At 75.2% G+C, this 21,489-nt stretch carries 21 protein-coding genes; 9 read left to right on the forward strand and 12 right to left on the reverse strand.

Annotated features, from left to right (window positions below; translation table 11 throughout):
• Nucleotides 1-168: 168 nt before the first annotated feature.
• On the reverse strand, nt 169-843 hold the full coding sequence (locus tag PV350_RS03335; RefSeq protein ID WP_500332762.1) for a histidine phosphatase family protein: 675 nt from the start codon (nt 841-843) through the stop codon (nt 169-171).
• On the reverse strand, nt 840-2,153 hold the full coding sequence (gene hemL / locus PV350_RS03340) for a glutamate-1-semialdehyde 2,1-aminomutase (RefSeq protein ID WP_500332763.1): 1,314 nt from the start codon (nt 2,151-2,153) through the stop codon (nt 840-842). The genes PV350_RS03335 and hemL overlap by 4 nt, the downstream gene beginning before the upstream one ends.
• Nucleotides 2,154-2,259: 106 nt before the next feature.
• Here hemL and PV350_RS03345 point away from each other — a divergent pair, with 106 nt between their 5' ends.
• A complete protein-coding gene (locus PV350_RS03345) occupies nt 2,260-2,838 on the forward strand; it encodes a hypothetical protein (RefSeq protein WP_499513305.1) in 579 nt (192 codons plus the stop codon).
• Between the two features lie 32 nt (nt 2,839-2,870).
• On the opposite strand, the gene PV350_RS03350 is transcribed toward PV350_RS03345, so the two are convergent.
• Nucleotides 2,871-3,185: a hypothetical protein gene (locus PV350_RS03350; protein ID WP_499513304.1), complete on the reverse strand. Its 315-nt coding sequence runs from the start codon at nt 3,183-3,185 to the stop codon at nt 2,871-2,873.
• A 426-nt stretch (nt 3,186-3,611) separates the two neighbouring features.
• Here PV350_RS03350 and PV350_RS03355 point away from each other — a divergent pair, with 426 nt between their 5' ends.
• A complete protein-coding gene (locus tag PV350_RS03355) occupies nt 3,612-3,920 on the forward strand; it encodes a hypothetical protein (RefSeq protein WP_500332764.1) in 309 nt (102 codons plus the stop codon).
• A gap of 12 nt (nt 3,921-3,932) precedes the next feature.
• Here the strand turns inward: PV350_RS03355 and PV350_RS03360 are convergent, their stop codons facing one another.
• The 3 genes from PV350_RS03360 to PV350_RS03370 form a co-directional block, all read right to left on the reverse strand.
• On the reverse strand, nt 3,933-4,781 hold the full coding sequence (locus tag PV350_RS03360; RefSeq protein WP_500332765.1) for a DUF4332 domain-containing protein: 849 nt from the start codon (nt 4,779-4,781) through the stop codon (nt 3,933-3,935).
• Nucleotides 4,778-5,206 (reverse strand): hypothetical protein, encoded by a 429-nt coding sequence (locus tag PV350_RS03365; RefSeq protein ID WP_500332766.1) that lies wholly within the window; start codon nt 5,204-5,206, stop codon nt 4,778-4,780. Before PV350_RS03365 ends, PV350_RS03360 begins: the two co-directional genes overlap by 4 nt.
• A 142-nt stretch (nt 5,207-5,348) precedes the next feature.
• Nucleotides 5,349-6,533, reverse strand: coding sequence for an AfsR/SARP family transcriptional regulator (locus tag PV350_RS03370; RefSeq protein WP_500332767.1), 1,185 nt, complete (start codon nt 6,531-6,533; stop codon nt 5,349-5,351).
• 317 nt (nt 6,534-6,850) lie between these two features.
• Between PV350_RS03370 and PV350_RS03375 the strand changes: the two genes are divergently transcribed.
• The 3 genes from PV350_RS03375 to PV350_RS03385 all read left to right on the forward strand — a co-directional run bounded on the left by PV350_RS03375 (nt 6,851) and on the right by PV350_RS03385 (nt 8,343).
• Complete coding sequence (locus PV350_RS03375) at nt 6,851-7,078, forward strand: hypothetical protein (protein ID WP_499513299.1); 228 nt, start codon at nt 6,851-6,853, stop codon at nt 7,076-7,078.
• 79 nt (nt 7,079-7,157) lie between these two features.
• On the forward strand, nt 7,158-7,913 hold the full coding sequence (locus PV350_RS03380) for a hypothetical protein (protein WP_500332768.1): 756 nt from the start codon (nt 7,158-7,160) through the stop codon (nt 7,911-7,913).
• Complete coding sequence (locus PV350_RS03385; protein ID WP_499513297.1) at nt 7,903-8,343, forward strand: protein-tyrosine phosphatase family protein; 441 nt, start codon at nt 7,903-7,905, stop codon at nt 8,341-8,343. The genes PV350_RS03380 and PV350_RS03385 overlap by 11 nt, the downstream gene beginning before the upstream one ends.
• Here the strand turns inward: PV350_RS03385 and PV350_RS03390 are convergent.
• The 3 genes from PV350_RS03390 to PV350_RS03400 form a co-directional block, all read right to left on the reverse strand.
• Nucleotides 8,322-8,546, reverse strand: coding sequence for a thioredoxin domain-containing protein (locus PV350_RS03390; protein WP_499513296.1), 225 nt, complete (start codon nt 8,544-8,546; stop codon nt 8,322-8,324). The two genes, PV350_RS03385 and PV350_RS03390, sit on opposite strands and share 22 nt — an antisense overlap.
• Before the next feature lie 61 nt (nt 8,547-8,607).
• Entirely contained in the window at nt 8,608-9,972 is a 1,365-nt protein-coding gene (locus PV350_RS03395; protein WP_500332769.1) for a M1 family metallopeptidase, read from the reverse strand.
• On the reverse strand, nt 9,969-13,886 hold the full coding sequence (locus tag PV350_RS03400) for a Pls/PosA family non-ribosomal peptide synthetase (protein ID WP_500332770.1): 3,918 nt from the start codon (nt 13,884-13,886) through the stop codon (nt 9,969-9,971). Before PV350_RS03400 ends, PV350_RS03395 begins: the two co-directional genes overlap by 4 nt.
• An 859-nt stretch (nt 13,887-14,745) precedes the next feature.
• Here PV350_RS03400 and PV350_RS03405 point away from each other — a divergent pair.
• Together PV350_RS03405 and PV350_RS03410 are read left to right on the forward strand one after the other, a co-directional pair.
• The gene (locus PV350_RS03405; RefSeq protein WP_500332771.1) at nt 14,746-15,648 is read left to right on the forward strand and encodes an MEDS domain-containing protein; all 903 of its coding nucleotides are present in this window, start codon (nt 14,746-14,748) and stop codon (nt 15,646-15,648) included.
• Nucleotides 15,648-16,076: an ATP-binding protein gene (locus PV350_RS03410; protein ID WP_499513292.1), complete on the forward strand. Its 429-nt coding sequence runs from the start codon at nt 15,648-15,650 to the stop codon at nt 16,074-16,076. Before PV350_RS03405 ends, PV350_RS03410 begins: the two co-directional genes overlap by 1 nt.
• 139 nt (nt 16,077-16,215) lie before the next feature.
• Here PV350_RS03410 and PV350_RS03415 read toward each other — a convergent pair whose 3' ends face one another.
• Nucleotides 16,216-16,947 (reverse strand): DUF429 domain-containing protein, encoded by a 732-nt coding sequence (locus tag PV350_RS03415; protein ID WP_500332772.1) that lies wholly within the window; start codon nt 16,945-16,947, stop codon nt 16,216-16,218.
• A 114-nt stretch (nt 16,948-17,061) separates the two neighbouring features.
• Between PV350_RS03415 and PV350_RS03420 the strand changes: the two genes are divergently transcribed.
• Entirely contained in the window at nt 17,062-17,613 is a 552-nt protein-coding gene (locus PV350_RS03420) for a hypothetical protein (RefSeq protein WP_500332773.1), read from the forward strand.
• 47 nt (nt 17,614-17,660) lie between these two features.
• Here the strand turns inward: PV350_RS03420 and PV350_RS03425 are convergent, their stop codons facing one another.
• A complete protein-coding gene (locus PV350_RS03425) occupies nt 17,661-18,653 on the reverse strand; it encodes a helix-turn-helix transcriptional regulator (RefSeq protein ID WP_500332774.1) in 993 nt (330 codons plus the stop codon).
• Nucleotides 18,654-18,715: 62 nt separating this feature from the next.
• On the opposite strand from PV350_RS03425, the gene PV350_RS03430 reads away from it, so the two are divergent.
• Entirely contained in the window at nt 18,716-20,029 is a 1,314-nt protein-coding gene (locus tag PV350_RS03430; RefSeq protein ID WP_500332775.1) for an FAD-binding oxidoreductase, read from the forward strand.
• Here the strand turns inward: PV350_RS03430 and PV350_RS03435 are convergent.
• Nucleotides 20,026-21,402 (reverse strand): FG-GAP and VCBS repeat-containing protein, encoded by a 1,377-nt coding sequence (locus PV350_RS03435; RefSeq protein WP_500332776.1) that lies wholly within the window; start codon nt 21,400-21,402, stop codon nt 20,026-20,028. The genes PV350_RS03430 and PV350_RS03435 overlap by 4 nt on opposite strands.
• Nucleotides 21,403-21,489 lie beyond the last annotated feature (87 nt).

Consider the following 21,489-nt stretch of genomic DNA (forward strand, 5'->3'; position numbering starts at 1 on the left):
CGCTCACCGCGCTAGATGCCGTGCGCGCACGGCGGGTTCCTTCGCGGGGTGCACGAATTCACCGGGCGGGGCACCGGATCGGGCCACGCGGCGGCGGCCGTCACGGAGCGTGCCGGAGGGCACCGGTCCGCGTGACCGGTGCCCTCCGGAACCGGCGGGAGGCGGTCGTCAGGCGCCGAAGCCCTTGCTGCCGCCCTTGACCGGCTTCGCCCCGGCCAGCAGATGCGCCGGGACCAGGTCGCGGGCGGGCTCGGCGTAGCCGACGGAGACGATCCGGTCGTCCTCGAACGTGAAGGACGTCAGGCTCGCCAGGGTGCACTGCCGCTTGCGCGGGTCGTGCCACAGGCGCCGCTGCTCCACGGCGCTGCGCACGATCCAGATCGGCAGCTGGTGGCTCACGCACACCGCCTCGTGGCCGCGTGCCGCGTCCCGGGCCGCCTCCAGCGCGGCCGTCATGCGCACGACCTGGTCCGCGTACGGCTCGCCCCAGCTCGGCCGGAACGGGTTGACCAGGTGCTTCCAGTTGGCGGGGCGCTTGAGCGCGCCGTCGCCGACGCCGAAGGTCTTGCCCTGGAAGACGTTGTCCGCCTCGATCAGCCGCCCGTCGCTCGCGACGTCCAGGCCGAGGACGGCGCCGATCGGCGCCGCGGTCTCCTGGGCGCGCTCCAGGGGGGACGCGACGACGTGAGTGATGTCACGGCCCGCGAGGTGCTCGGCGACCCGGTCGGCCATCTTCCGGCCCAGGTCGGACAGGTGGTAGCCGGGCAGGCGCCCGTAGAGCACGCCGCTGGGGTTCTCCACCTCGCCGTGCCGCATCAGGTGGACGACGGTGATCTCGCTCATGCGGTGGCCTCCGCTGCGGCGCGGGCGGCGGCCGGCAGGGCGGCCGCGATCCGCTCGATGGCGGCGCCGTCGTGCGCCGACGACACGAACCAGGACTCGAAGGCCGAGGGCGGCAGGTACACGCCCTGGGCGAGCATCGCGTGGAAGAAGGCCGTGAAGCGGAACGCCTCCTGCTGCCTGGCCTCGTCGTAGTTCGTCACCCGGTCCCCGGTGAAGAACACCGAGAACATGTTGCCCGCGGTCTGCAGGGTGTGCGTCACACCCTCCTTGGAGAGCGCGGCGGTCACCAGGCCCGAGACCTCGGCGGCGACGGAGTCCACCGCCCCGTACACCGCGTCGTCCAGCAACCGCAGCTGGGCCAGGCCCGCGGCGGTGGCCACCGGGTTACCGGAGAGCGTGCCCGCCTGGTAGACCGGGCCCGCGGGCGCGAGGTGCGCCATCACGTCGGCACGGCCGCCGAAGGCCGCGGCGGGGAAGCCGCCGCCCATCACCTTGCCGAAGGTCATCAGGTCGGGGCGGACGCCGTCGATGCCGTACCAGCCGGCCCTCGACACGCGGAAGCCGGTCATGACCTCGTCGGAGACGTACAGCGCGCCGTTCTCCCGGCAGAGGTCCGCCAGGCCCTGGTTGAAGCCCTCGGCCGGCGGCACGACGCCCATGTTGCCGGGCGACGCCTCGGTGATCACGCAGGCGATCTCACCGGGGTGGGCGGCGAACGCGGCCCGTACGGCCCCCAGGTCGTTGTAGGGGAGCACGATCGTGTCCCCGGCCTGCGCGCCCGTCACCCCGGGGGTGTCGGGCAACCCGAAAGTGGCAACCCCGGAACCCGCGGCGGCCAGCAGGGCGTCCACATGACCGTGGTAACACCCCGCGAACTTGATCACCTTGGCCCGGCCCGTGAACCCGCGTGCCAGCCGGATCGCCGACATCGTGGCCTCGGTGCCGGAGGAGACCAGCCGCACCTGCTCCACCGGCGCGACGCGCGCCACGATCTCCTCGGCCAGTTCCACCTCGCCCTCACCGGGCGTGCCGAAGGACGTACCCCGCGCAACCGCCGCCTGCACGGCGGCGATCACCTCGGGGTGGGCGTGGCCGAGGATCATCGGCCCCCACGAGCAGACGAGGTCGACGTATTCGCGACCATCCGCGTCCTTCAGGTAAGGACCCGTTCCGGACACCATGAACCGGGGCGTACCGCCCACGGCACGAAAGGCGCGTACCGGGCTGTTCACCCCACCAGGGGTCACGGCGGCTGCTCGATCGAACAAGGTCTGAGAAACTGGCGCTTCGTAGGCGTACGGATAGCTCACAAGCACATGCTCTCAAATGCCGGGCGTTGCGCGACGAGGTATCGACCGTGCATCTGAGACGATGATCGGGTTGCGCGGTTGGGTCTGCGGATGGTCGGGTAGTGGAATGCAGCGCGGTGGCGAACGCGGTGACGTGGGCGGCGGGGCGGACGACCCCGACGCGGAGCACGCCCGCCCCACCGGTCGGCGCCGCCGGCCGCCGAAAGAGCGCGACAGGGCCGTTGAGAAAAGCGGGAGCAGGGGTGGCCGAGTGGGGGTGACCTACAAGTACTTCGGCGCACCCGATGGTGCGACCGCCGCGCGGGTCCCCATCTCGATGCGACCCGAGGAACTCGGCGGCGACGAGCTGGGCCAGGGGATGTACACCAAGGTCAAGCCGGAGACCATGGCCGCCATGGTGCTGACCGGCATCGAGGGCATACCCCCGGCCAAGGTCCCGCCGCTGGAACTCGTCGTGCTCCACCCCGACTACGCCGTCGTCAAGCTGCCCCACTCCGTCGTCGAGCCGTTGCGCAAGGCCGACGAGGAGGCCCTCGGTGCCGCTGCCTTCATCTGGTCCACCGTCCCCGACCGCCGCGGGCCGCGGGACGCGTTCGTGATCTACACGATGCTGCACGAGTGGCAGGACTTCGCCCAGCGCTGTCACGAGAGCGGGCACCAGCTGTACTGCCTGGTGTGGCCGTGACGGGCGCCGGGCGGGTGCGGATTCACTGACGGTTACAGCACCACCACGACGACGCCGTTGTCGTAGCCGTAACCTCCGTAGCCGTAGCCTCCGTAGCCTCCATAACCGCCGTAGCCGCCGTAGCCGCCGTAGCCACAGCCGTCGTGGAGGTGATGGCCGTAACGCCATCCGTAACCCCAGTCGCCGTAGCCCCAGCAGCCGTCCCCGTGGGTGACGACGGACTGGTGCGAGGCGGGGGCAGCCTGTTGCGGCGCTGCGCCGGCCGCGCCGGCTCCGACGAGGGCGAGGATCGGTGCCGCGAGTGCCGCTGCGGCGATCCGGCGGATGGTCGTGCTCGTGACGCGCATGGTCGTTCCCTTCGACATGCGGAACGTGGGCGCCGGTCGTGGGGGACCCGGCGCGGGTCGCACCGGCCGGTGCGCGTGGCACGGGTGCGACGGGGGGTGCGTCCGGGCCTCGGGTGCGGACGCACCATCACAGACGTGAAATGTCGGACGGGATGCGGCTCATAGGAGCATCCCCTGACATGAACCTTAAGTTCCATTACTCCCCGCAGTCAATACATAGGGTGAAATCCCCTAATTTCGGACTCGATTCATGCGGTGGGAACTTCTCCGGTCACGAAGGGTGACGAAACCGGTGACGGCCCGTCGTCCGCCGGTCACACGAGGCGCCCGTACAACCGGGGTTGATCGGGGCGGATCGGGCATCAACCCGGTACGCGGGGCGGTTCGCCGCCCTCCCCTGTGCCCTTCGCGCGGACGGAGACGAGCATGAGCGAGACCCACGAGATGCGGCTGGCGGGGACGAGGAGCTCCGGCGCCGAGGAGTGGTACTGCCCGGTCTGCCGACGGCGGATCCTGCTGCGGTGGCCGCCCCACTACGAACTCCTGGTCCTCGAACGCGGTGACGAGAGCGTCGCGCACGCGGGCGGCAAGGGCGGGGTGTCGCTCACCGGCGCCGAACTCGCCGGCCCCCCGCAGCCGTTGGCCGGGCCGCCCGGTCCTCCGGGCCCGGAGGACCGGCGCTGGCTGCGGGAGATCGGTGTCGAGTGGGACGAGGACACGGACTCGGCCGCGTGACGCGGTGGTACGTCACACGGTGAGCACGAGCCCGTCCACCGTGGCCGCCAGCGCGCTGGGACGGTGGCCGCCGGGTTCGCGCAGGCTCACCGCGATCCCCAGACGGTGGGTGCCCGGCGGCAGGCCGGGCAGCGACAGCCGTACGACCGGATCGCCCGCCCGCAGCACGCCCCGGTCGTCCGCCAGCACGCGACGGCCCTCGCCGCCCGGGCTCGCGGTGACGGCCGCGTAGTACGCGAAGCACGCCCCGGGACCGGTGGCCGGGGGCAGGGCCAGCGTGACGTCCAGCGTGAACGGCACCCCCGGCCGTACGGCGCCGCCCGCGACCGCCAGCAGCGGCTCGGCCAGCAGCGTGACCGGCGGGGCGACGCCGGCACGGGGACCACCGTCGTCCCCGCCCCCGCCCCCGGTCCCGGTCGCCCGTCCGGGTCCGGGGACGGGATCGGGAACGGAACCAGGACCGGGACCGGCCGGGCGGCCCAGGACGCAGGCGAGCAGCGCCCCGGCGTCCCACTCCGGCCAGTGCCGGGTCTCCCCGGTGCGCACCCTGCGGATCTCCGTCGCCCGGATCCGCCCCCGGTCCAGCCGGACCCGCAGCACGAAGCTCTCGTACCCGGCGTCCGCCGACTCCGCCGCCGGCGCCGGCCCCGGCGGCGGGACCGCCGAGGCCAGCTCCGCGGCGTCCTTGCGCCACTGCTCGACCCGGATCGCGGAGACCACGCGCAGGTCGCGCACCGCGGCGATCACCTCGTCCGTGGACGCGGCCGACAGCTCGGCGTACGTACGGATCCCGGCGGCGGCCAGCAGGCGCGCGGTGGTCGCACCGACGCCGTCGATCCGGGTCAGCTCGTCCTCGTTCACGGCCCCTCGACGACCTCGATCACCGGCAGCGTGGTGAAGGCGCCCATGCCCCGGGCACCGGGGAACTGGACCATCGCCGAGACCTGGTAGAGCCCGGGCCGCAGCGTTCCGGCCGGGAGGACGACGTCGGTGTCGGCGCCGCTGTACACCGTCTTCGCGGGCGCCGGCCGTGTGACCAGGCGCCCGTCCACCGAGCGCGTGACGTCGCTGGTTCCGGAGAGCGAGGCGAAGGCGTAGGTCACCCTGAAGGGCGTGTCGTGCAGCAACGGCAACGTCACGCCGCCGACCTCGAAGGTCACGCTGACCGTGATCGGCAGGGACGCGGTGAGGACCAGGCCGGACGGGATGGCGTCGTTGTCCGTCACCTGGATGTCGCGCGCGTCGAGGCCGAGGACGGGGTTCCCCAGTTCGGGCTGTGCGGTCATGTTCTCTCCCCTGCGAGGTGGGCGCCGGCGCGGCGGCGGGTCGCCGCCGCGCTCGGCGTCCGTTCTTCCGCACCGCGCTTAACCGGCCGCCGTGCCGTCGCTTAACCCGGCGGCCGCGACGCGATAAGCGCGGGCGCGCCGCTCACACCGGCAGGTCGTCGCGCAGCCGTTGGTGGAGCTCGACGGTCTCGCGCTGCGGCGGCACGCCGAGGTCCTCGCGCAGCGTCCGCACGCAGGCCCGGAACTGGAGGATGGCCAGGTGCGGTTGGCCGATCCGGCTCAGGCAGCGCATCAGCCGTCGGTGCGCGGTCTCCCGGCACGGGTCCAACGCGACCAGGCGACGGCAGAGTTCGGCGCACGGGGCGTAGCGGCCCGCGGTGAAGTGCAGTTCGCTCAGCCGGGCGAGGGCGTCGAGGTGGGCCAGCCGCAGCCGCTCCCGGTGCAGGACGGTCCACTCCTCGTACGGCGACTCGGCGAGGAACTCGCCCCGGTAGAGGGCGAGCGCCCGCTCGTACTCCTCGGCCGCGCCGCTGCGGTCGCCCCGGTCCTCCGCCTCCCGGGCGGTGCGCAGCAGCAGGTCGAACTCGTCGCAGTCCAGCCAGAGGCCGAGCCCGGGACCGAGCCGGTAGGCACCGCAGCGGAAGACGACCACGGGTTCACCGGTCGCGGTGCCCAGCGTCTGGCGCAGTTGGTGCATCGCGACTCCGAGGCTGTTGCGCGCCGCCCCGGGGGCCGAGTCCGGCCAGAAGGCGTCCATCAGCGTCTCCCGGTGCGGCCAGGGGTCGCGGTGGGTGAGCAGGAAGGCGAGCAGGGAACGGGTGCGGTGGCCGTGCCAGCCCTCGGCCGGAACGCCGTCGACGCTGACGCTGAGCGAGCCGAGCAGGCCCACCGCCAGCAGCGGCGCGGCGGGGCGGACCGGTGGCGGCGCGGGCCGTTCCGGTGCGCGCGGGCCGCGGCGGAAGCGCGCCCACAGCCGGGCGCCCCCGGCGTCGGCCCCGGAAGGGCCGGCGGGCGCGGCGGCGCCGGAAGGGCCGGCGGGCGCGGCGGCGCCGGAAGGGCCGGCCTGCCGGAACCAGCCGTCCGCGGCCTCCCGGTCGCCGGCGAGCAGCGCCAGCCGGCCCTGCTGCCACTGCGCGGCGCGCAACAGCGCCGGCAGCCCCGCCGAGGCCGCCAGCATCGCGGCGGTACGTGCGTGGACCGCGGCGGTCGCGAGGTCCCCCGCGCCCGCGGCGGCGTCGCTCGCGCCGAGCAGTTCCCCGCACAGCCGCTCGGGCGGCACTCCGGGCAGTGGCGGCTGCGGTGCGGGCGGCTGGCTGTGGCTCGGCATGACGCTTCCCCCTGAGGCTCCTGCCTGGCGCCCCTCACTCAAGGACGCCGGTCCCGGCCTGTCAATCGGCGCCCGGGGCACCGGCGGGCCCGGCGGGGCCCACAGTGACGCCGGCGACGGCCGGTGGCCGCCGGGACGCCGCCGCGCCGGTCCGCGCACGCCCTCCCGCCCGGGCCGGTCGTACGACGGGCCGAGCCCCGGGCCCGCCGTCTGCGGTACGTCCCGCCCGTGTGGGGCTGCGATCGCCGCGCGGGCGGAGCCCGGACATACTGGACTACCGGCACCAAGAAGGGCATGACCGACCCGGAGGCACCACGATGCCCGTGTACGAGATGCGCGCCGAGTACGACACCGAGGACGGCGGCCCTGCCGACGGAAGCCCGCTGAGGGCGTGGCACATGGTGGAGGACGGCGCCGCGACGGGGCTGTGCGGGCGGGAGCTCTCCCCCGCCGCGGCCGTGCAGGCGGAGGACGTGTGGGGGACGCCGGCGGCGCAGCCCTTCTGCCACAGTTGCGGCGCGCTGTATCTGCGTCATACCGCTTGAGGCGGCGGAGCATAGCCGCCCGAACGCTTGTCCCGCATGCGGAACCCCGAAATTCCGGAGCGGGTGGAATCATGTGCGGATGCTGCTCACCGAGATCGACGCCGTCAATTGGAATGCCATTCCCACGCCGCGGCCGCGCCCTCGGACCGCCGACGCCCAGGACGGGGCGCGGGCCGAACGGCCCGACCCCGCGGCCGGGCTGAGGGCACTGGCCGCGGCCCGCGACCTCGATGGGGTCGCCTCCGCCGTGGCGGCCCTGACCAGCAGTTCCCTGCTGCGCGGACGCACCGGCGAGGTGCTCCCCGGTGCCGTGGTCGCGGCCCCCTTCCTGCTGGACATCGCCGAGCAGGGCCATCCGCACGCACGGGAGTCGGCGGTCGTCCTCCTCGACGGCGCGATGCGGTCCGCGCCGCTCGCCGATTTCAGCCGCTTCCGCACGACGGCCGGACATGACGCACCGTTGTGCTGCGCGATAGCCGAACTCGTCCGTGCCCGCCGGGATTCCCTGGCGGAATGCGGGAGGTCCGGGAAATACCTCCTCAAAGCGAGCGACGCCCATTGGCGCTTCGACATCCGTGAGGCCTCGGGCGCGTCGGGCGCGATCGTCGCCCTCGGCATCCTGCAGGGCGGGCTGCCCGCGCCGTCCTCCGGCGGCGAACTCCACCACGACGGCTCGGTGACCGCGGTCGGCGCCGTGGGCGTCGAGTGCCCTCCCGTGGACGCCACCGCCGAGGCGTGCCTGCGCCTGTCCGGCCTGGCGGCGGACGCCGCGGACGGCGGCGGGCTGGCGGGCGCCGTGCTCTACCCGGCGGCGTGCGGCGGCCATGGGCGCTGAGCCCGCCACCGGCTGGGAGCCGGGCGCCCCGGGGGTGCTGCGGCTGCCGTCGGGGCGGCTGGTGCGCGGACGGGGGCTGCGGAAGCCGCTGCCGGCCGGTCCCGTCCCCGTGTTCGGGCTGTACCTGCTGGGCCACGAACCCCCGGCGGTGGCCTGGGAGGGCCGCTGGGTGCGCTGGCCGGACTTCCGGCTGCCAGCGGACCGTGCGGACGCCGCCCAGGCGCTGCGCGCGGCGTGGCGGCGTGCTGCGGACGAGCGGGTGGAGGTCGCCTGCGGCGGCGGACTCGGCCGTACGGGGACGGCCCTGGCGTGCCTGGCGGTGCTGGACGGGGTGCCGTCCGGTGAGGCCGTCGCCTACGTCCGGGAGCACTACGCCCGGCGCGCGGTGGAGACGCCCTGGCAGCGCCGCTACGTGTCCCGCTTCGCCTGAAGGTGCGGGGCGTACGCCCTGACCGCCCCCTTGAGCTGCCGCAACGAGGGGTTGACCAGGGGCCGCCCCGCCACGGTGACGGTCGGCACGGTCTCGTTCCCGTCCGCCACGGAGCGCACGAAGGCGGCGGCGTCCGGATCGCGCCGGATGTCGACCGTGGTGTGGCGCAGCCGCGTGAACAGCAGTTGCGCCCGCAGCTTCATGCAGAACGGGCAGCCCGGCCGCCGGTGGACGCCGATCCCGCCCCGTCCGTGTGCGCGTCGCTCATGCTCCCCCGATCGGCAGGCGTGGCAGCCGCGTCCCGTGCAGCCACGGGTGGAAGACCAGCGCCTCCAGCTGCCGGTCGGTGTGCTCCTGGGCCAGGGCGGTGAACTGCCCGGTGGTCACGGTGCCATGGCGGTGGGCGGCGGTCCAGGCCCGCAGCAGCCGGAAGAACGCCGGGTCGCCCATGACCGTGCGCAGCGCGTGCAGGGTGAGGGCGCCGCGCTTGTACACCCGGTCGTCGAACATGTTCCGGGCACCGGGGTCGGCCAGCCGCAGGTCCTGGGGCTGGGCGGCGAGCCTGGCGTGGGCGCGGGCCGCGTTGCGGGCGGCGGGCGCCTCGCCGCAGGACTCGGCCCACAGCCATTCGGCGTACGCGGCGAAGCCCTCGTTGAGCCAGATGTGCCGCCAGTCGGCGAGGGCGAGGCTGTTGCCGAACCACTGGTGGGCGAGTTCGTGGGCGACGAGGCGTTCGAAGCCGCGGCGGCCGTCCAGGTGGTTGCTGCCGAAGACGGACAGCCCGTGCGCCTCGACCGGGACCTCCAGCTCCTCGTCGGTCACGACGACCGCGTACTCGCCGAAGGGGTAGGGCCCGAAGAGCTCGCCGAACACCTCCATCATCCGCGGCTGGCGCCCGAAGTCGTGGTCGAAGTCGGCGGTCAGGCGCGGCGGGACGGCGGCCGGCTGGGGTACGGCACCGCCGAGGTGGTCGATGAGCTCGTACTGGCCGATCTGCACGGTCGCCAGGTACGGCGGCATCGGCCGCGGCTGGTCGTACACCCAGGTCGTCGTGGAGGCGCCCACCCGGTACGACTCCAGGCTGCCGTTGGCGACGACCGTGTACGGCGAGGGCGCGGTCACCGTGATCCGGTAGCCCGCCCGGTCGCCGAGGTGGTCGTTGCAGGGGAACCAGGAGGGCGCGCCGATCGGCTGGCTGGCGACGAGCGCGCCGTCCTCCAGCTGCTCCCAGCCCAGCTCCCCCCAGTCGCGGGAACGGACGGGCCTCGGGTTGCCCACGTAGCGGACCTCGACCGCGAACGGGCCCTCGGGCAGCGCCTTCGCGGGCTTGATGCGGAGCTTCCCCGCGCGGTGCGTGTAGCGGGCGGGGCGCCCGTCGACGAGGACCCGGTCGAGACGGAAGGCTCCGAGGTCGAGGCTGAACGCGGAAAGGGCCCGGTCCGCCAGCGCGGAGATCCGGGCCCGGCCCGAGAGGCGGTTGGCCGCCGGGCGGTACTCCAGTTCCAGGTCGTAGTGGGTGACCCGGTAGCCGCCGTTGCCGTGCTCGGGGAAGTAGGTGTCCGCGGACACCTCCGCCCCGGGCGTGGCGGGGACGGCGGCCCCGCCACGCACGCGCTTGCCGTTGCTCACCCTGTGCGGGCCCCCTCTGTGTGCCAGGCGGAGATCGGGTTGCCGAGCCAGCGGGTGCCCTCGGGCACGCTCTCGCCCCGCATGACCAGCGAGGCGGGACCGATCGCGCTCCGGGCCCCGACCGTGGCCCCGGGCAGCACGATGCCGTGCGGGCCGAGGCTCGCGCCCTCCCCGAGTACGACCTCGTCCATCCGCAGGATCCGATCGTGGAACAAGTGTGTCTGTACCACGCAGCCGCGGCCGACGGTCGCGCCGTCCCCGACCCGGACCAGGTCCGCCTCCGGCAGCCAGTACGTCTCGCACCATACGCCGCGTCCGATCCGCGCCCCCAGGCACCTCAGCCACACGTTCATCAGCGGGGTGCCGCCGACCGCGCCGACGAGCCACGGCACGGCCAGCACCTCGACGAAGGTGTCGGCCAGTTCGTTGCGCCACACGAACGAGCTCCACAGCGGCCGTTCACCCGTCCGCACCCGCCCGACCAGCAGCCACTTCATCACCACGGCCACCGCGCAGGCGACCGCACCGGCGCCCGCGAGCAGCGCCCCGCCGGCGGCGAGCGCCACGGGCGCCCCGTACCGGTCGGCCACCGCCGCGTACCCGGCGAGCACCAGCACCACCAGCGCGACCGCGCACATCACGGGGACGACCCGGCACAACTCGACGGCCGCGCGGGCCAGCACGAGCCGCCGGGGCGGTGCGAAGGTGCGGCTGCGGTCGCCCGTCTCAGGGACGCGCGGCAGCTTCATCGGCGGCATGCCGAGATAGGAGCTGCCCGCCTTGGCGCCCTTGGGCGTCGACGAGAGCACGCCGACCAGGCCGTTCTTCGGCACCGAGCGGCCGGGGGCGGTCATGCCGGAGTTGCCGAGGAAGGCCTTCTTGCCGATCCGGGCCTCCGCGATGCGCATCAGGCCGCCGCCGAGCTCGTAGCTGCCCACCATGGTGTCGTCGGCGAGGAAGGCCCCGTCGCCGACGGTGGTCATCGTCGGCAGCGCCAGCACGGTGGACGCCTCTACGTGGCGGCCGACCTTCATGCCGAGCGCCCGCAGCCACACCGGCGTCAGCAGGCTGGCGTAGAGCGGGAACAGGTGCGCGCGGGCCCGGTCCATGAGCCGGGCCGTCGTCCACGCCTGCCAGGCGACACGGCCGTGCACGGGGTGGTGGCCCTCGCGCAGCCCGACGCCCAGCAGCCGCACCCCGGCCAGCACCAGCAGCGCGTACGTCAGCAGCCAGGCGAGCGTGGCCAGGGGCACGGCCGCGAGCGCGGCGGGCAGCGGCGCGGCGCCGGCGCCGCGCAGGAACCGGGCCAGCACCAGCAGGGCGGGCAGCGCCGACACCGCGGGCAGCAGGTCCAGGGCGAAGGCGGTCGCCTCGTACGCCGCCGACCAGCGCAGCCGTCTCGGCGGCCGGGAGTCGGAACTGCGGTGCGGGGCCTTGCCGGTGCGGACGGCGGGCACGCCGCCCCAGCGCTGCCCGGCCCGGACGGCGCCCACGACCGCGGAACCGGGGGCGATCTCGGCGCGCTTGCCGATCCGGGCGCCGGGCAGCAGGGTGCTGCGGGAGCCGACCGTGGCGCCCGCCCCGACGCGGATCTTGCCGATGTGCAGCAGGTCGCGGTCGAGCCAGTGCCCGGACAGGTCGACCTCGGGCTCCACGGCGCTGCCCTTGCCGAGCTTGAGCATGCCGGTGACCGGCGGCGGGGAGTGCAGGTCTGCGCCGTCGCCGACCTTGGCGCCCAGCGCGCGGGCGTAGTGGCTCAGCCAGGCACCGGTGAGGTTGCCGGCGCCGCTGACCTGCGCGAGGCGTTCGGCGGCCCACAGACGCAGGTGCACCGCCCCGCCGCGCGGATAGGTGCCCGGGCGCACCCCGCGCAGCAGCAGCCGGGCGCCGCCAGCGGAGACGGCGACCCGTCCGGCGGGGCTGATGAGCAGCGCCCAGCCGGCCAGCACCCACCACCAGGAGACGGCCGGGACCCACGGGAACGGGCCGAGGAGGCGCAGCGCGTTGCCGATCGCGGCCGCCACGACGCCCCAGCGCAGTCCGGCCAGGACGAACAGCGGGAGCATCAGCGCCAGCTGGACCGCGGCAGCGCGCCGGGGCACCGGCCGTACGGGGCGCGCGGCGGCGCGGCGGGCGTCGGCCTCGTCCAGGCGGGCGGCGAGCGCCCCGAGGGTGGGGTGCTGGTAGACGTCGCCGACCGCGGCCGCGGGGTAGCGGGTGCGCAGCTGCGAGACGAGGCGGGCGGCGGTCAGGCTGCCGCCGCCGAGTGCGAAGAAGTCGGCGTCCGGCCCGGTCACCGGCGCGCCGAGTAGCTCGCCCCACAGGCCGGCGAGCAGGCCCTCGGTGCCGCCCAGTTCCGCGGCGGGCGCGTCGAGCCCGGGCAGCGGCCAGGGCAGCGCGTCCCGGTCGACCTTGCCCGAGGTCCGGGTGGGCAGGGTGTCCACGACGGCGAGCAGCGGGACGAGGGCGGCCGGCAGCGCCTCGCGGAGCCGGGCGAGCGCGTCGGCCTGGTCGAAGTCACCGGTCACCGCGACGTAGCCGACCAGGATCTGGTTGCCGCCCTTGGTGGTGCGGACGGCGGCGGCCGCGCCGGCGACGGCGGGCAGCGCCTGCAGCGCGGCGTCGATCTCGCCCAGTTCGATGCGGCGGCCGCCGAGCTTGACCTGCTCGTCGGCGCGGCCGACGAAGACCAGGCCCTCCGCGTCCGCGCGGACCAGGTCGCCGCTGCGGTAGGCGCGGTCCCAGCCGAGGGCGGGCAGCGGCGCGTACTTCTCGGTGTCCTTGGCGGGGTCCAGGTAGCGGGCGAGGCCGACCCCGCCGATGACCAGCTCGCCGGTCGCGCCCATGGGCAGCGGTTCGCCGTGGGCGTCCACGACGGCCAGTTCCCAGCCGTCCAGGGGCAGTCCGATGCGGACCGGGCCCTCGCCGGTGAGCTGGGCGGCGCAGGCGACGACGGTGGCCTCGGTCGGGCCGTAGGTGTTCCACACCTCGCGCCCCTCGACGGCCATCCGTTCGGCCAGTTCCGGCGGGCAGGCCTCGCCGCCGAAGATCAGCAGGCGGACGTCGTCCAGCGCCTCGACGGGCCACAGCGCGGCCAGCGTGGGCACGGTGGAGACGACCGTGATCCCCTGCTCGACGAGCCAGGGGCCGAGGTCCAGCCCGGTGCGGACGAGGGAGCGCGGCGCGGGCACCAGACAGGCGCCGTGCCGCCACGCCAGCCACATCTCCTCGCAGGAGGCGTCGAAGGCCACCGAGAGCCCGGCCAGCACCCGGTCGCCGGGTCCCAGCGGCTCCTCGGCGAGGAAGAGCCGGGCCTCGGCGTCCACGAACGCGGCGGCCGAACGGTGGGTGACGGCGACGCCCTTGGGCTTGCCGGTGGAACCGGAGGTGAAGATGATCCATGCGTCGTCGTCCGGCCCGGGACGGCGGCCGACGGTGCCGCGGGGCTCGGCGCACGGGGTGATCGTGAGGTGCTCGCCGATGACGGCGCACACCTCCGCCTCGGAGAAGACCAGCCGGGCGCGTTCCTCGGGGTCCTCGGCGTCGACCGGCACATAGGCGGCGCCCGCGGAGAGCACGGCGAGGACCGCCACGTACAGGTCGGCGGTGCCCGAGGGCACCCGTACGCCCACCCGGTCGCCGGCGCCGATGCCGGACTCCGCCAGACGGCGGCGCAGGCGCTCGGTCGCGGCGGCCAGGGCCCGGTAGCTCAGCGTCGTGGTGCCGTCGTCGACGGCGGGTGCGGTGGGGTGCGCCCGGGCGGTGGCGGCCAGGACCCCGAGCAGGGTGCGCCCGGGGGCGGCGTCGCCGGCCCGGAAGACCGCCCGCGCGGGGCACAGGACGCCGGAGGTGCCGGCGACACCGGCGGGCGCGGGGTCCTCGAGGAGCGGGAAGGGCGATTCGACGAGGGTCATACGGTGCTCCCCGGCTCGGACGAGCCGGGGGTCGGTGGTGCCGCCGCGGACACGCCGGGCACCTTGTTCCGGTCGCTCACGGCCAGAGACAGACGCATGTCAAACCCTCCAAAACTCAGGACCACTGCGGCGCCGGAGCCCCTCGCCCGGCCGGCCGGGGACCACGGTGTCCCGGCGCGCGGGACCGTCCCCGCGACTGGCGCACGCCCGGCATCCCCGTACCGCGCCCGTCCTGACCGGACGGCCCGCGGTCCGGGTCCTTCACCCGGCGTCACAAATGGCGAACAGGGAGTTTACCGGTGCTTAATCCCCGCAGCCCGCCGAAAGGGGGGCACGTGGCCGCTCTCACAGTCGTGCCGGGCCCGGCGGGGCGTCGCCGCCACCTCCTTCCCACGGCCGATCCGACGGTCCCCACGCCGTTCACCGGCCCTCGCCCGGCGGTCGGGCGGCGCGCGTACGCCGCCCGTGGCGTCCTCGGCCGACGCCGCCCGACCGGCGAGAAGCGGGATCACCGCATGTGACGCACGCCACAGACCTGACGGACCCCAGCTTGGCACGGGCCGCCTCTGCCTGCTGGTGGGGCGGGACCTCCGTTCCCTACTGGACCACGGCAGGGACGGGAACATCGGCTTCACGGCGCATCCGGGTGACGTCACGCAGAACGGCCGGGCCGGGGTCCGGACGGCCGGTGCGTTGATCGCCCGTCCGTCACATCACGTTGACGGACGGGCGCTTCCGGGCAGCTCCGGCGTGCCCGCGATCGCTCCCCGCGCGATCCCGGGCAGAGTCGGTCCCGCCTGGCGGTCCCGCGGTGCGCGCTCCTACCCTCGGCAGCTCGGAAACCAGGGGGTGAGGACCGATGCCTGCCGCGGATGTGCGGGTCGTGCCGGTGCAGCGGATGCGGCCCGGCGACCACGCGTTCGTCAGTTACGACGGCGACGACACACGCTGGGACGTCCTGGCCGCGTTCGCACGGCTCGGGCTGGCGGCCGGCGAGCGGGTCATGGTCTTCGCCGCCCCCGGCGTGCCGGACCGGGAGGTGCTCGGCCACCTGGGTCCGGCCGACGACGCCGGGCAGCCCGGGGACGCCGACGCACGGGTGGAGTCGGCGCACCGGCGCGGGCAACTCGTGCTGAGCAGCATGCGCGAGCTGATCCGTCCGGACCCCGCGTTCACGGCGGTGCGGCAGCAGGGCCGGCTCGCCGAGGAGACGGACCGCGCGGTCCGCGACGGGTACGCGGGCCTGCGCGCGTACATCGACATGCACTGGGTGCGCGACATGGGCGCGCCCATCGACGCGATGGTGCACCGCGAGACCCACGCCGACCACCTCTTCACCGGACGGCCGTACGCGGAGATCTGCGCCTACGACCGCCGGTGGTTCACCGGGGACGTGCTCGACGCGATGGCGCAGGCCCACCCGCGCAACCTGCTGACCCGGCTCGGCGCGCTGTACGCGACGCACACCGAGGGCCTGCTGCGGCTGCTCGGCGAGGCCGACCTCAGCACGCGGGAACGGTTCCACGGCATGGTCGAGGACGCGCTGCGGCGGACCACGGAGGGCGGGCGGCTCGTCCTGGCCCTGCGCGACCTGCACTTCCTCGGCGTCGGCTGCGCGACGGAACTCCTGACGCTGGTGGCCGCCGCGGGGGAGCGGGGGGTGCGGGTGGAGATCCGCTGCTCTGCCTTCCACCTGACGCTGCTGCGCACCCTGGGCGCGGCGTCCCTGCCGGGGCTGACACTGATCGAGGTGAGCGGCTGATGCTGGAGGAGCTGCACGAACCCTCCGCCGGCGATCCGGCCGCCGGGGGCTGCTGGCTGGAACGCGACTTCACGGAGGGCGAGCTGCCCCGACTGCGGGTACTGGCCGAGGAGTTCGCGATGTGGGCGGGGCTTCCGGCGGCACGCCGCGGCGAATTCGTCCTCGCGGTGAACGAGGTGGCCTCCAACGCGATCACCCACGGCGGCGGCCGCGGCCGCCTGATGCTGCGCCGTACCGACGGCGAGGTGCAGGCCCGGATCACCGACGCCGGCCCCGGCTTCAGCGCCGCCGTCATCCCCGAGCTGCTGCCCGGCCTCGACTCCCGCTGCGGGCGCGGCCTGTGGCTCGCCCGCCTGGTCACCGACCACCTCACCATCGCCACGGGCCCGGTCGGCGCGGTCGTCACCCTCGCGATCCGCCTCCACTGAGCGGGCGGCGCCCGGGCCAGGGCCAGGCGGCTCGGGCGCAGCGCCGTTGCCCAAGTACAACCTGTGGCGGCGCCGTTGAGTGCGCACCCAAGCCACCCCGGTCACGTCGCCGCGCCCACCCTGCGGTCCGCACCCGGGCTCACGGCAGGGCCGGGAGCGTGCCCTCAGCGGGGAGGTGGATCCAGCCCTCGACGGCGGCCGCGTGGATCTCCTGCGGGCCGGCGGGACCGCGGGTGAGTCCGCGCTGGACGGCCCGTGCGGCGAGGGCGGCGACCAGTGCGTCGAAGGCGTGCTCGCTGCCGTCGTACGCGGCGCGTTCGGCCGGGCCGCACCGCAGCCAGGGGGCGGCCGCGCGGAGTTCGGCCGTCGAGCGCTCGGGACCGAGGCCCCATCGTCTGCGGGACGCCGCCGGGTACACCTCGGCGATCCGACCGGAGCCGTCACGGGCGACCGGGTGGTCGCGGGCGGCGAGTTCGTCGGCGAGGTGGGCCCAGCGGGCGGCGGTGGCGCCCAGCCGGTCGAAGGCGACGGACAGCGGCCACCGGCCGCCGAGTTCCCCGTGGGTCAGGACGTCGGTGCGGCGGTGGCGCAGGGTCGCCCGGTACGCGGAGGCGTCGGTGCCCCGCCCGGGCCACGGCGTGCCCGCCGCATGCGCGGCGACGGCCTCGACGAACGGGATCGGCCAGCCGAAGGGGCAGTCCACCCCGGCCCGTTCCCCCGGCTCCAGTCCGCACAGCAGGTCAGTGAGCACGTCGTCGGCGCACCCCAGCAGCGGCGGGGAGACGACGGCCGTGCCGTCACCGGGCCAGGTGACGACCGCGACCGCGGTCGTCCTGGGGCTCGCGGCCAGGTCGATCCCGAGGGTGCGCACGGTCCCATCATCCCCGCCGCGCGGCGGGCGCGGCGGGGGCGCCGCTGAACGTTCCCGTGCCGAGGTGCGTATCCCCTGGCGTACCGCACTGCAGCCGATGGTGAGGACCGGCCGATGAACGCTCAGAGCAACGTCCCCTTCCAGGGCCTTCAAGCGCTCCCCGACGGCGAGGCGGAACTGCCGCTCGTCGTGCACCTGCGGTGGGAGGACCTCGCGGCGCTGGGCCGTGAGGCGAGCCGGCTGGCGGTGCGGCTGCAGCGGCCGGTGAGCCTCGACGAGGCGGCCGGGCACCATCTGCGGACCCGTTTCGGGGTGAGCCACGCGCCCGACAAGGACGAGCACCCGAAGACCGAGGCGAGCCGTGCGGTCACCGCGGCGGTGCCCTCCTCCGCCGCCCCGATGGCGATCGCGCCGGGTGCCGCGCAGCAGTCCGGCGGCGCCCACGCGGCTCCCACCCACGCGGCCCCCGCGCACGCGTCGGCCCACACGGCGGCCCACACGGCGGCCCACACGGCGGCCCACACACCCGCGCACACCCCCGCGCACACCTCCGCCCCGGCGTCCGGCACCGGGCTCATGCCGGGCCAGCAGCCCGAGCACCCGGGCAGGATGGCGCCGCTCGGTGGCCGCAACGTCGTGGAGCAGCCCACGACCGCCGCCGGGTAGCTCCCCACTCCCCCGGCAACCGCTCAACCGCTCAACCACCCAACCGTTCACATCGCCGCGAGCGCGCGCCCGACGTCCCGCAGATGGGCGCGGAGCGCGGCCGGGGTGTCCTCGTCGAGGACGACGGGGAGCCCGGCCAGCGCCACGAGGTCGTGCGTGATCAGGTCCGGCGAGTCCGCGCCGAAGGTCACGCGGCAGCGGCCCTCGTCCAGCGGCGTCACCCGCCCGGGCAGCGGCGCCGGGAGGCGGGCCAGCACCTCGGCGGCCGGGGCGCCGACCGTGGCCGCGGCCGTGAAGCGGTAGGGGGCGGCGGTCAGCGTCGCGGCGAGGTACGCGGCGGGGTCGGTACCTGGGCCGCCGGGCAGGTCGCGCGGGGTGAAGCGGCGGTGGACGGGGGCGGGGCCGGTGAGCCGGTCCAGCCGGAACACCCGCCAGCCCGCGCGGTCGGTGTCGTAGGCGATGACGTACCAGCGCCCGTACGCGGTCGCGAGGCTGTGCGGCTCGGCACGGCGCCGCTGCGGGACGGCGGCGGCGCGGCCGCGGTAGTCGAAGGTCACCACCTCGTGGTCGCGGCACGCGGCGGCGAGGACGGCCAGTGCGTCCGGATCGGCCTCCGGGACGGGCTGCCCGACCGGGACGCGGAAGGTGGCCGCGCCGACGGCGGCGACCCGGGCCCGCAGCCGCGCGGGCAGCACCTGCTCCAGCTTGGCCAGGGCGCGTACCGACGTCTCCTCGATGCCCGCCACACCACCGCCCGCGGCGGCCGTGCGCAGTCCGACGGCGATCGCCACCGCCTCGTCGTCGTCCAGCAGCAGGGGCGGCAGGTCGCGGCCGGAGGCCAGGCGGTAGCCACCGGCCGTTCCCGTGGTGCCGTGCACGGGGTAGCCCAGTTCGCGCAGCCGGTCGACGTCCCGGCGCACGGTGCGGCCGGTCACGCCCAGCCGGCCGGCGAGCTCGGCGCCGGACCAAGTGCGGCGGCTCTGCAGCAGCGAGAGCAGCCGCAGCATCCGGGCGGGCATCGTCGGGCGGTCCGTCGTCATGCGCCGAGATTTCCACAGCCTGGGGACAGGATGTGTCCTCAAGCGCTCCTAGCGTCGTCCCCATGAGGACGAACACGCACGAGGACACCCTGATCACCCCGGACGACGCGGACTACGACGCCGAGCGCTCCGGTTTCCAGACCGCCCGTCTCCACCGCCCGGACCTGATCGTGGCCGCCCGGACCGCCGAGGACGTCCGGGCGGCGGTGGTCCACGCGGCGGCCCGCGCGCTGCCGGTCGCCGTCCAGGCCACCGGGCACGGCCTGTCCGTGGCCGCCGACCGGGGTGTGCTGATCAGCACCCGCCGCATGCGCGCGGTCCGGGTGGACCCGGTGGCGGGCACCGCGTACGTCGGGGCGGGTGCCCGCTGGGCGGACGTCGTCGCGGCAGCCGCGCCCTTCGGGCTGGCGCCGCCGAGCGGCTCCTCGCCGGACGTGGGCGCGGTCGGCTACACCCTCGGCGGCGGACTGGGCCTGACGGCGCGCCAGTACGGCTGGGCCTGCGACCACGTACGGGCCTTCGACGTCGTCACGGCGGACGGCCGGGCCCGGCACGTCACCGCCCGGACCGAGCCGGAACTCTCGTGGGCGCTGCGCGGCGCCGGCCACGGCCTGGCCGTGGTCACGGGGATGGAGATCGGGCTGCTGCCCGTGCCGGCGCTGTACGGCGGGCAGTTGGTCTTCCCGGCGGGGGCGACGGAGGAGGCGCTGGAGGCGTACCTGCGCTGGACCCGGGAGGTGCCCGAGGAGCTGACGTCCTCGGTGGCCCTGGTCCCGGCCGGGCCCGGGGGACGGCACCTCGCCTCGGTGCGGATCGCCTTCAACGGCCCGGCGGCGGAGGGCGAACGCCTGGTGGCGCCGCTGCGCGCGACCGGGCCGCGTACGACCGACGACCTGCGGCCCGTGCCGTACACCGAGTCGGGCGCCATCCACCGCGACCCGCCGCGGCCGCACGCCTACGCCGCCGACAACGCCGTACTGCGCGACGTCGACGCGGCCGCCCTGCGCCGGGTCCTCGCGGCGGCCGCCGGCACCGTCGTCGACCTGCGCCACCTCGGGGGCGCCCTGTCCCGGCCGCCCGCCGTGCCGGGCGCGACCGGCCACCGCGACGGGCGGTTCCTGCTGCGGGTGATCTCGGCGGCAGCGCCGGAGATGGAGCCGGTCCGGGCGGTGCAGCGCCGCGTCCTGGCCGAGGTGGCCGACCGGACGGCCGGGCGCTGCATGACCTTCGTCTACGGCGACGGAGCGGGGGCCACCCCCGCCCAGTTCCGTTCCGGCCACCCGGCGCCGGACGCCGAACGCCTCGCCCGCCTGAAGGCGGCCCTCGACCCCGGCGACCTCTTCCGCTTCAACCGCGGGGTGCGGCCGGGAGGCTAGCCCGCCAGGCTGTATCCGAACGCCGTGTAGGTGCGCGCCGGAAGCCCCACCTTGGCCGGGCCGAAGCCGGTCGAGGCCGTCGTCGAATAGAGCGTGGACGCGGCACCCGGGAGGAACCAGGCGGCACCCTCGGGGTCGTTCTCCCCGTCGGCGACGACGGTGAGGTCGGCACGGCCGTCGCGGTTCACGTCGGAGGCCAGGAGGCGGTGGCCGAAGGCGTCGTTCATCTCCGTCGCGCCGGGCACACCGGGGCTGTCCTGCGTGAGGAACACCGACCGGGCCGTGGTGACGCCGGAGGCCGTACCCCGGAGCAGGGTGACCGCCCCGGCCCACGTCCGGACGTCGACGGCGTCGCCGAAGGACTCGCCCGGCGCGCCGACCGCGAGGTCCCCGTACCCGTCCTTGTCGTAGTCGCCGATCGCGAGGGCCTGGCCGAAGCGGTCCCCGGTCTCGGAGGAGTCCGGGACCCCCGCGGAGTTCTGCGTGAGCGTGACGCGCCGGGTGGTGCTCGGACCGGACGACGTGCCGTAGACGACGTCGATCCTGCCGCCGGTGGAGGCCGAGGGCTCGGCGGCCGGGTCCTCGGGGTTGCCGAGCGCGATGTCGCCGTAGCCGTCCTTGTTCAGGTCGCCGATCGCCGCCGTCCCGGCGGGCCGCAGGGTCGCCGCCTTGGTGATGCCGGAGGCGGTGCCCCGGTAGTAGACGGCGGAGCCGAGCTGGTAGCGATTGGCCTTGCTGCCGGTGGCCACGAGGTCGGCCCTGTTGTCGCCGTCGACCCGGCCCGCGGTGAGGGCGGGCCGGTCGATGCCCGGGGCGTACTCGGACGCCTTGCCGGTGCTGCCCGACTTGGCGAACGGGCCGCGGATCAGCCGGATCCGCCAGGAGGCTTCGCCCGTGCGGCCCTGCGTCGAGACCGCCAGGTCCGGCTTGCCGTCACCGGTGAAGTCGGCGGCCGCGAGGCCCATGCCGAAGTAGCTTCCGGCGTACGACAGCGGGTTCTTCACCGTCGTGCCGCCGGACAGGCCGCTCTTGGAGCCCCAGACGATGACGACCGTGCCCGCGTCCGGGTAACTGCCGACCTTCTCGCGCGGGGCGCCGACCACGAGGTCGCTGTAGCCGTCGCGGTTGAGGTCTGCGGCGGCGACCTGGTCGCCGAACTCGTCGTCCGCCTCCGCCGCGCCGGGGACGCCCGCGGTGTTCTGGCTGATCACCTGGTGCTTGGCGGGGTTCAGCCCGCTCGCCGTCCCGTAGACCACGGCGACCTGACCGGCCCAGAGCTTCCCGCTCACCTTGGCGGCGGGAGCGGCGACGGCGACGTCCCGGTAGCCGTCGCCGCTCCCGCCCCCAATGCTGTCCCTTTTACCCAACTCCAACCCCCAGAGGTCTTCCTACACCTCCTATGCCTACTTCTCTTTGAAAAAAAAAAAAGTGTGAATATGAAAAAAAACAATAAACAAAAA

The sequence above is a fragment of the Streptomyces sp. PA03-6a genome (genome assembly GCF_033792765.1).
Taxonomy (GTDB): Bacteria; Actinomycetota; Actinomycetes; order Streptomycetales; family Streptomycetaceae; genus Actinacidiphila.

Coding starts and splice junctions, on each gene's coding strand:
- PV350_RS03405 (WP_500332771.1), top strand. CDS start 14,746: ATGCCTGCCGCGGATGTGCGGGTCGTGCCGGTGCAGCGGATGCGGCCC.
- PV350_RS03350 (WP_499513304.1), bottom strand. CDS start 3,185: ATGCGCGTCACGAGCACGACCATCCGCCGGATCGCCGCAGCGGCACTC.
- PV350_RS03380 (WP_500332768.1), top strand. CDS start 7,158: ATGCTGCTCACCGAGATCGACGCCGTCAATTGGAATGCCATTCCCACG.
- PV350_RS03400 (WP_500332770.1), bottom strand. CDS start 13,886: ATGACCCTCGTCGAATCGCCCTTCCCGCTCCTCGAGGACCCCGCGCCC.
- PV350_RS03335 (WP_500332762.1), bottom strand. CDS start 843: ATGAGCGAGATCACCGTCGTCCACCTGATGCGGCACGGCGAGGTGGAG.
- PV350_RS03425 (WP_500332774.1), bottom strand. CDS start 18,653: ATGACGACGGACCGCCCGACGATGCCCGCCCGGATGCTGCGGCTGCTC.
- PV350_RS03355 (WP_500332764.1), top strand. CDS start 3,612: ATGAGCGAGACCCACGAGATGCGGCTGGCGGGGACGAGGAGCTCCGGC.
- PV350_RS03370 (WP_500332767.1), bottom strand. CDS start 6,533: ATGCCGAGCCACAGCCAGCCGCCCGCACCGCAGCCGCCACTGCCCGGA.
- PV350_RS03410 (WP_499513292.1), top strand. CDS start 15,648: ATGCTGGAGGAGCTGCACGAACCCTCCGCCGGCGATCCGGCCGCCGGG.
- PV350_RS03430 (WP_500332775.1), top strand. CDS start 18,716: ATGAGGACGAACACGCACGAGGACACCCTGATCACCCCGGACGACGCG.
- PV350_RS03345 (WP_499513305.1), top strand. CDS start 2,260: ATGCAGCGCGGTGGCGAACGCGGTGACGTGGGCGGCGGGGCGGACGAC.
- PV350_RS03420 (WP_500332773.1), top strand. CDS start 17,062: ATGAACGCTCAGAGCAACGTCCCCTTCCAGGGCCTTCAAGCGCTCCCC.
- PV350_RS03375 (WP_499513299.1), top strand. CDS start 6,851: ATGCCCGTGTACGAGATGCGCGCCGAGTACGACACCGAGGACGGCGGC.
- PV350_RS03390 (WP_499513296.1), bottom strand. CDS start 8,546: ATGAAGCTGCGGGCGCAACTGCTGTTCACGCGGCTGCGCCACACCACG.
- PV350_RS03385 (WP_499513297.1), top strand. CDS start 7,903: ATGGGCGCTGAGCCCGCCACCGGCTGGGAGCCGGGCGCCCCGGGGGTG.
- PV350_RS03365 (WP_500332766.1), bottom strand. CDS start 5,206: ATGACCGCACAGCCCGAACTGGGGAACCCCGTCCTCGGCCTCGACGCG.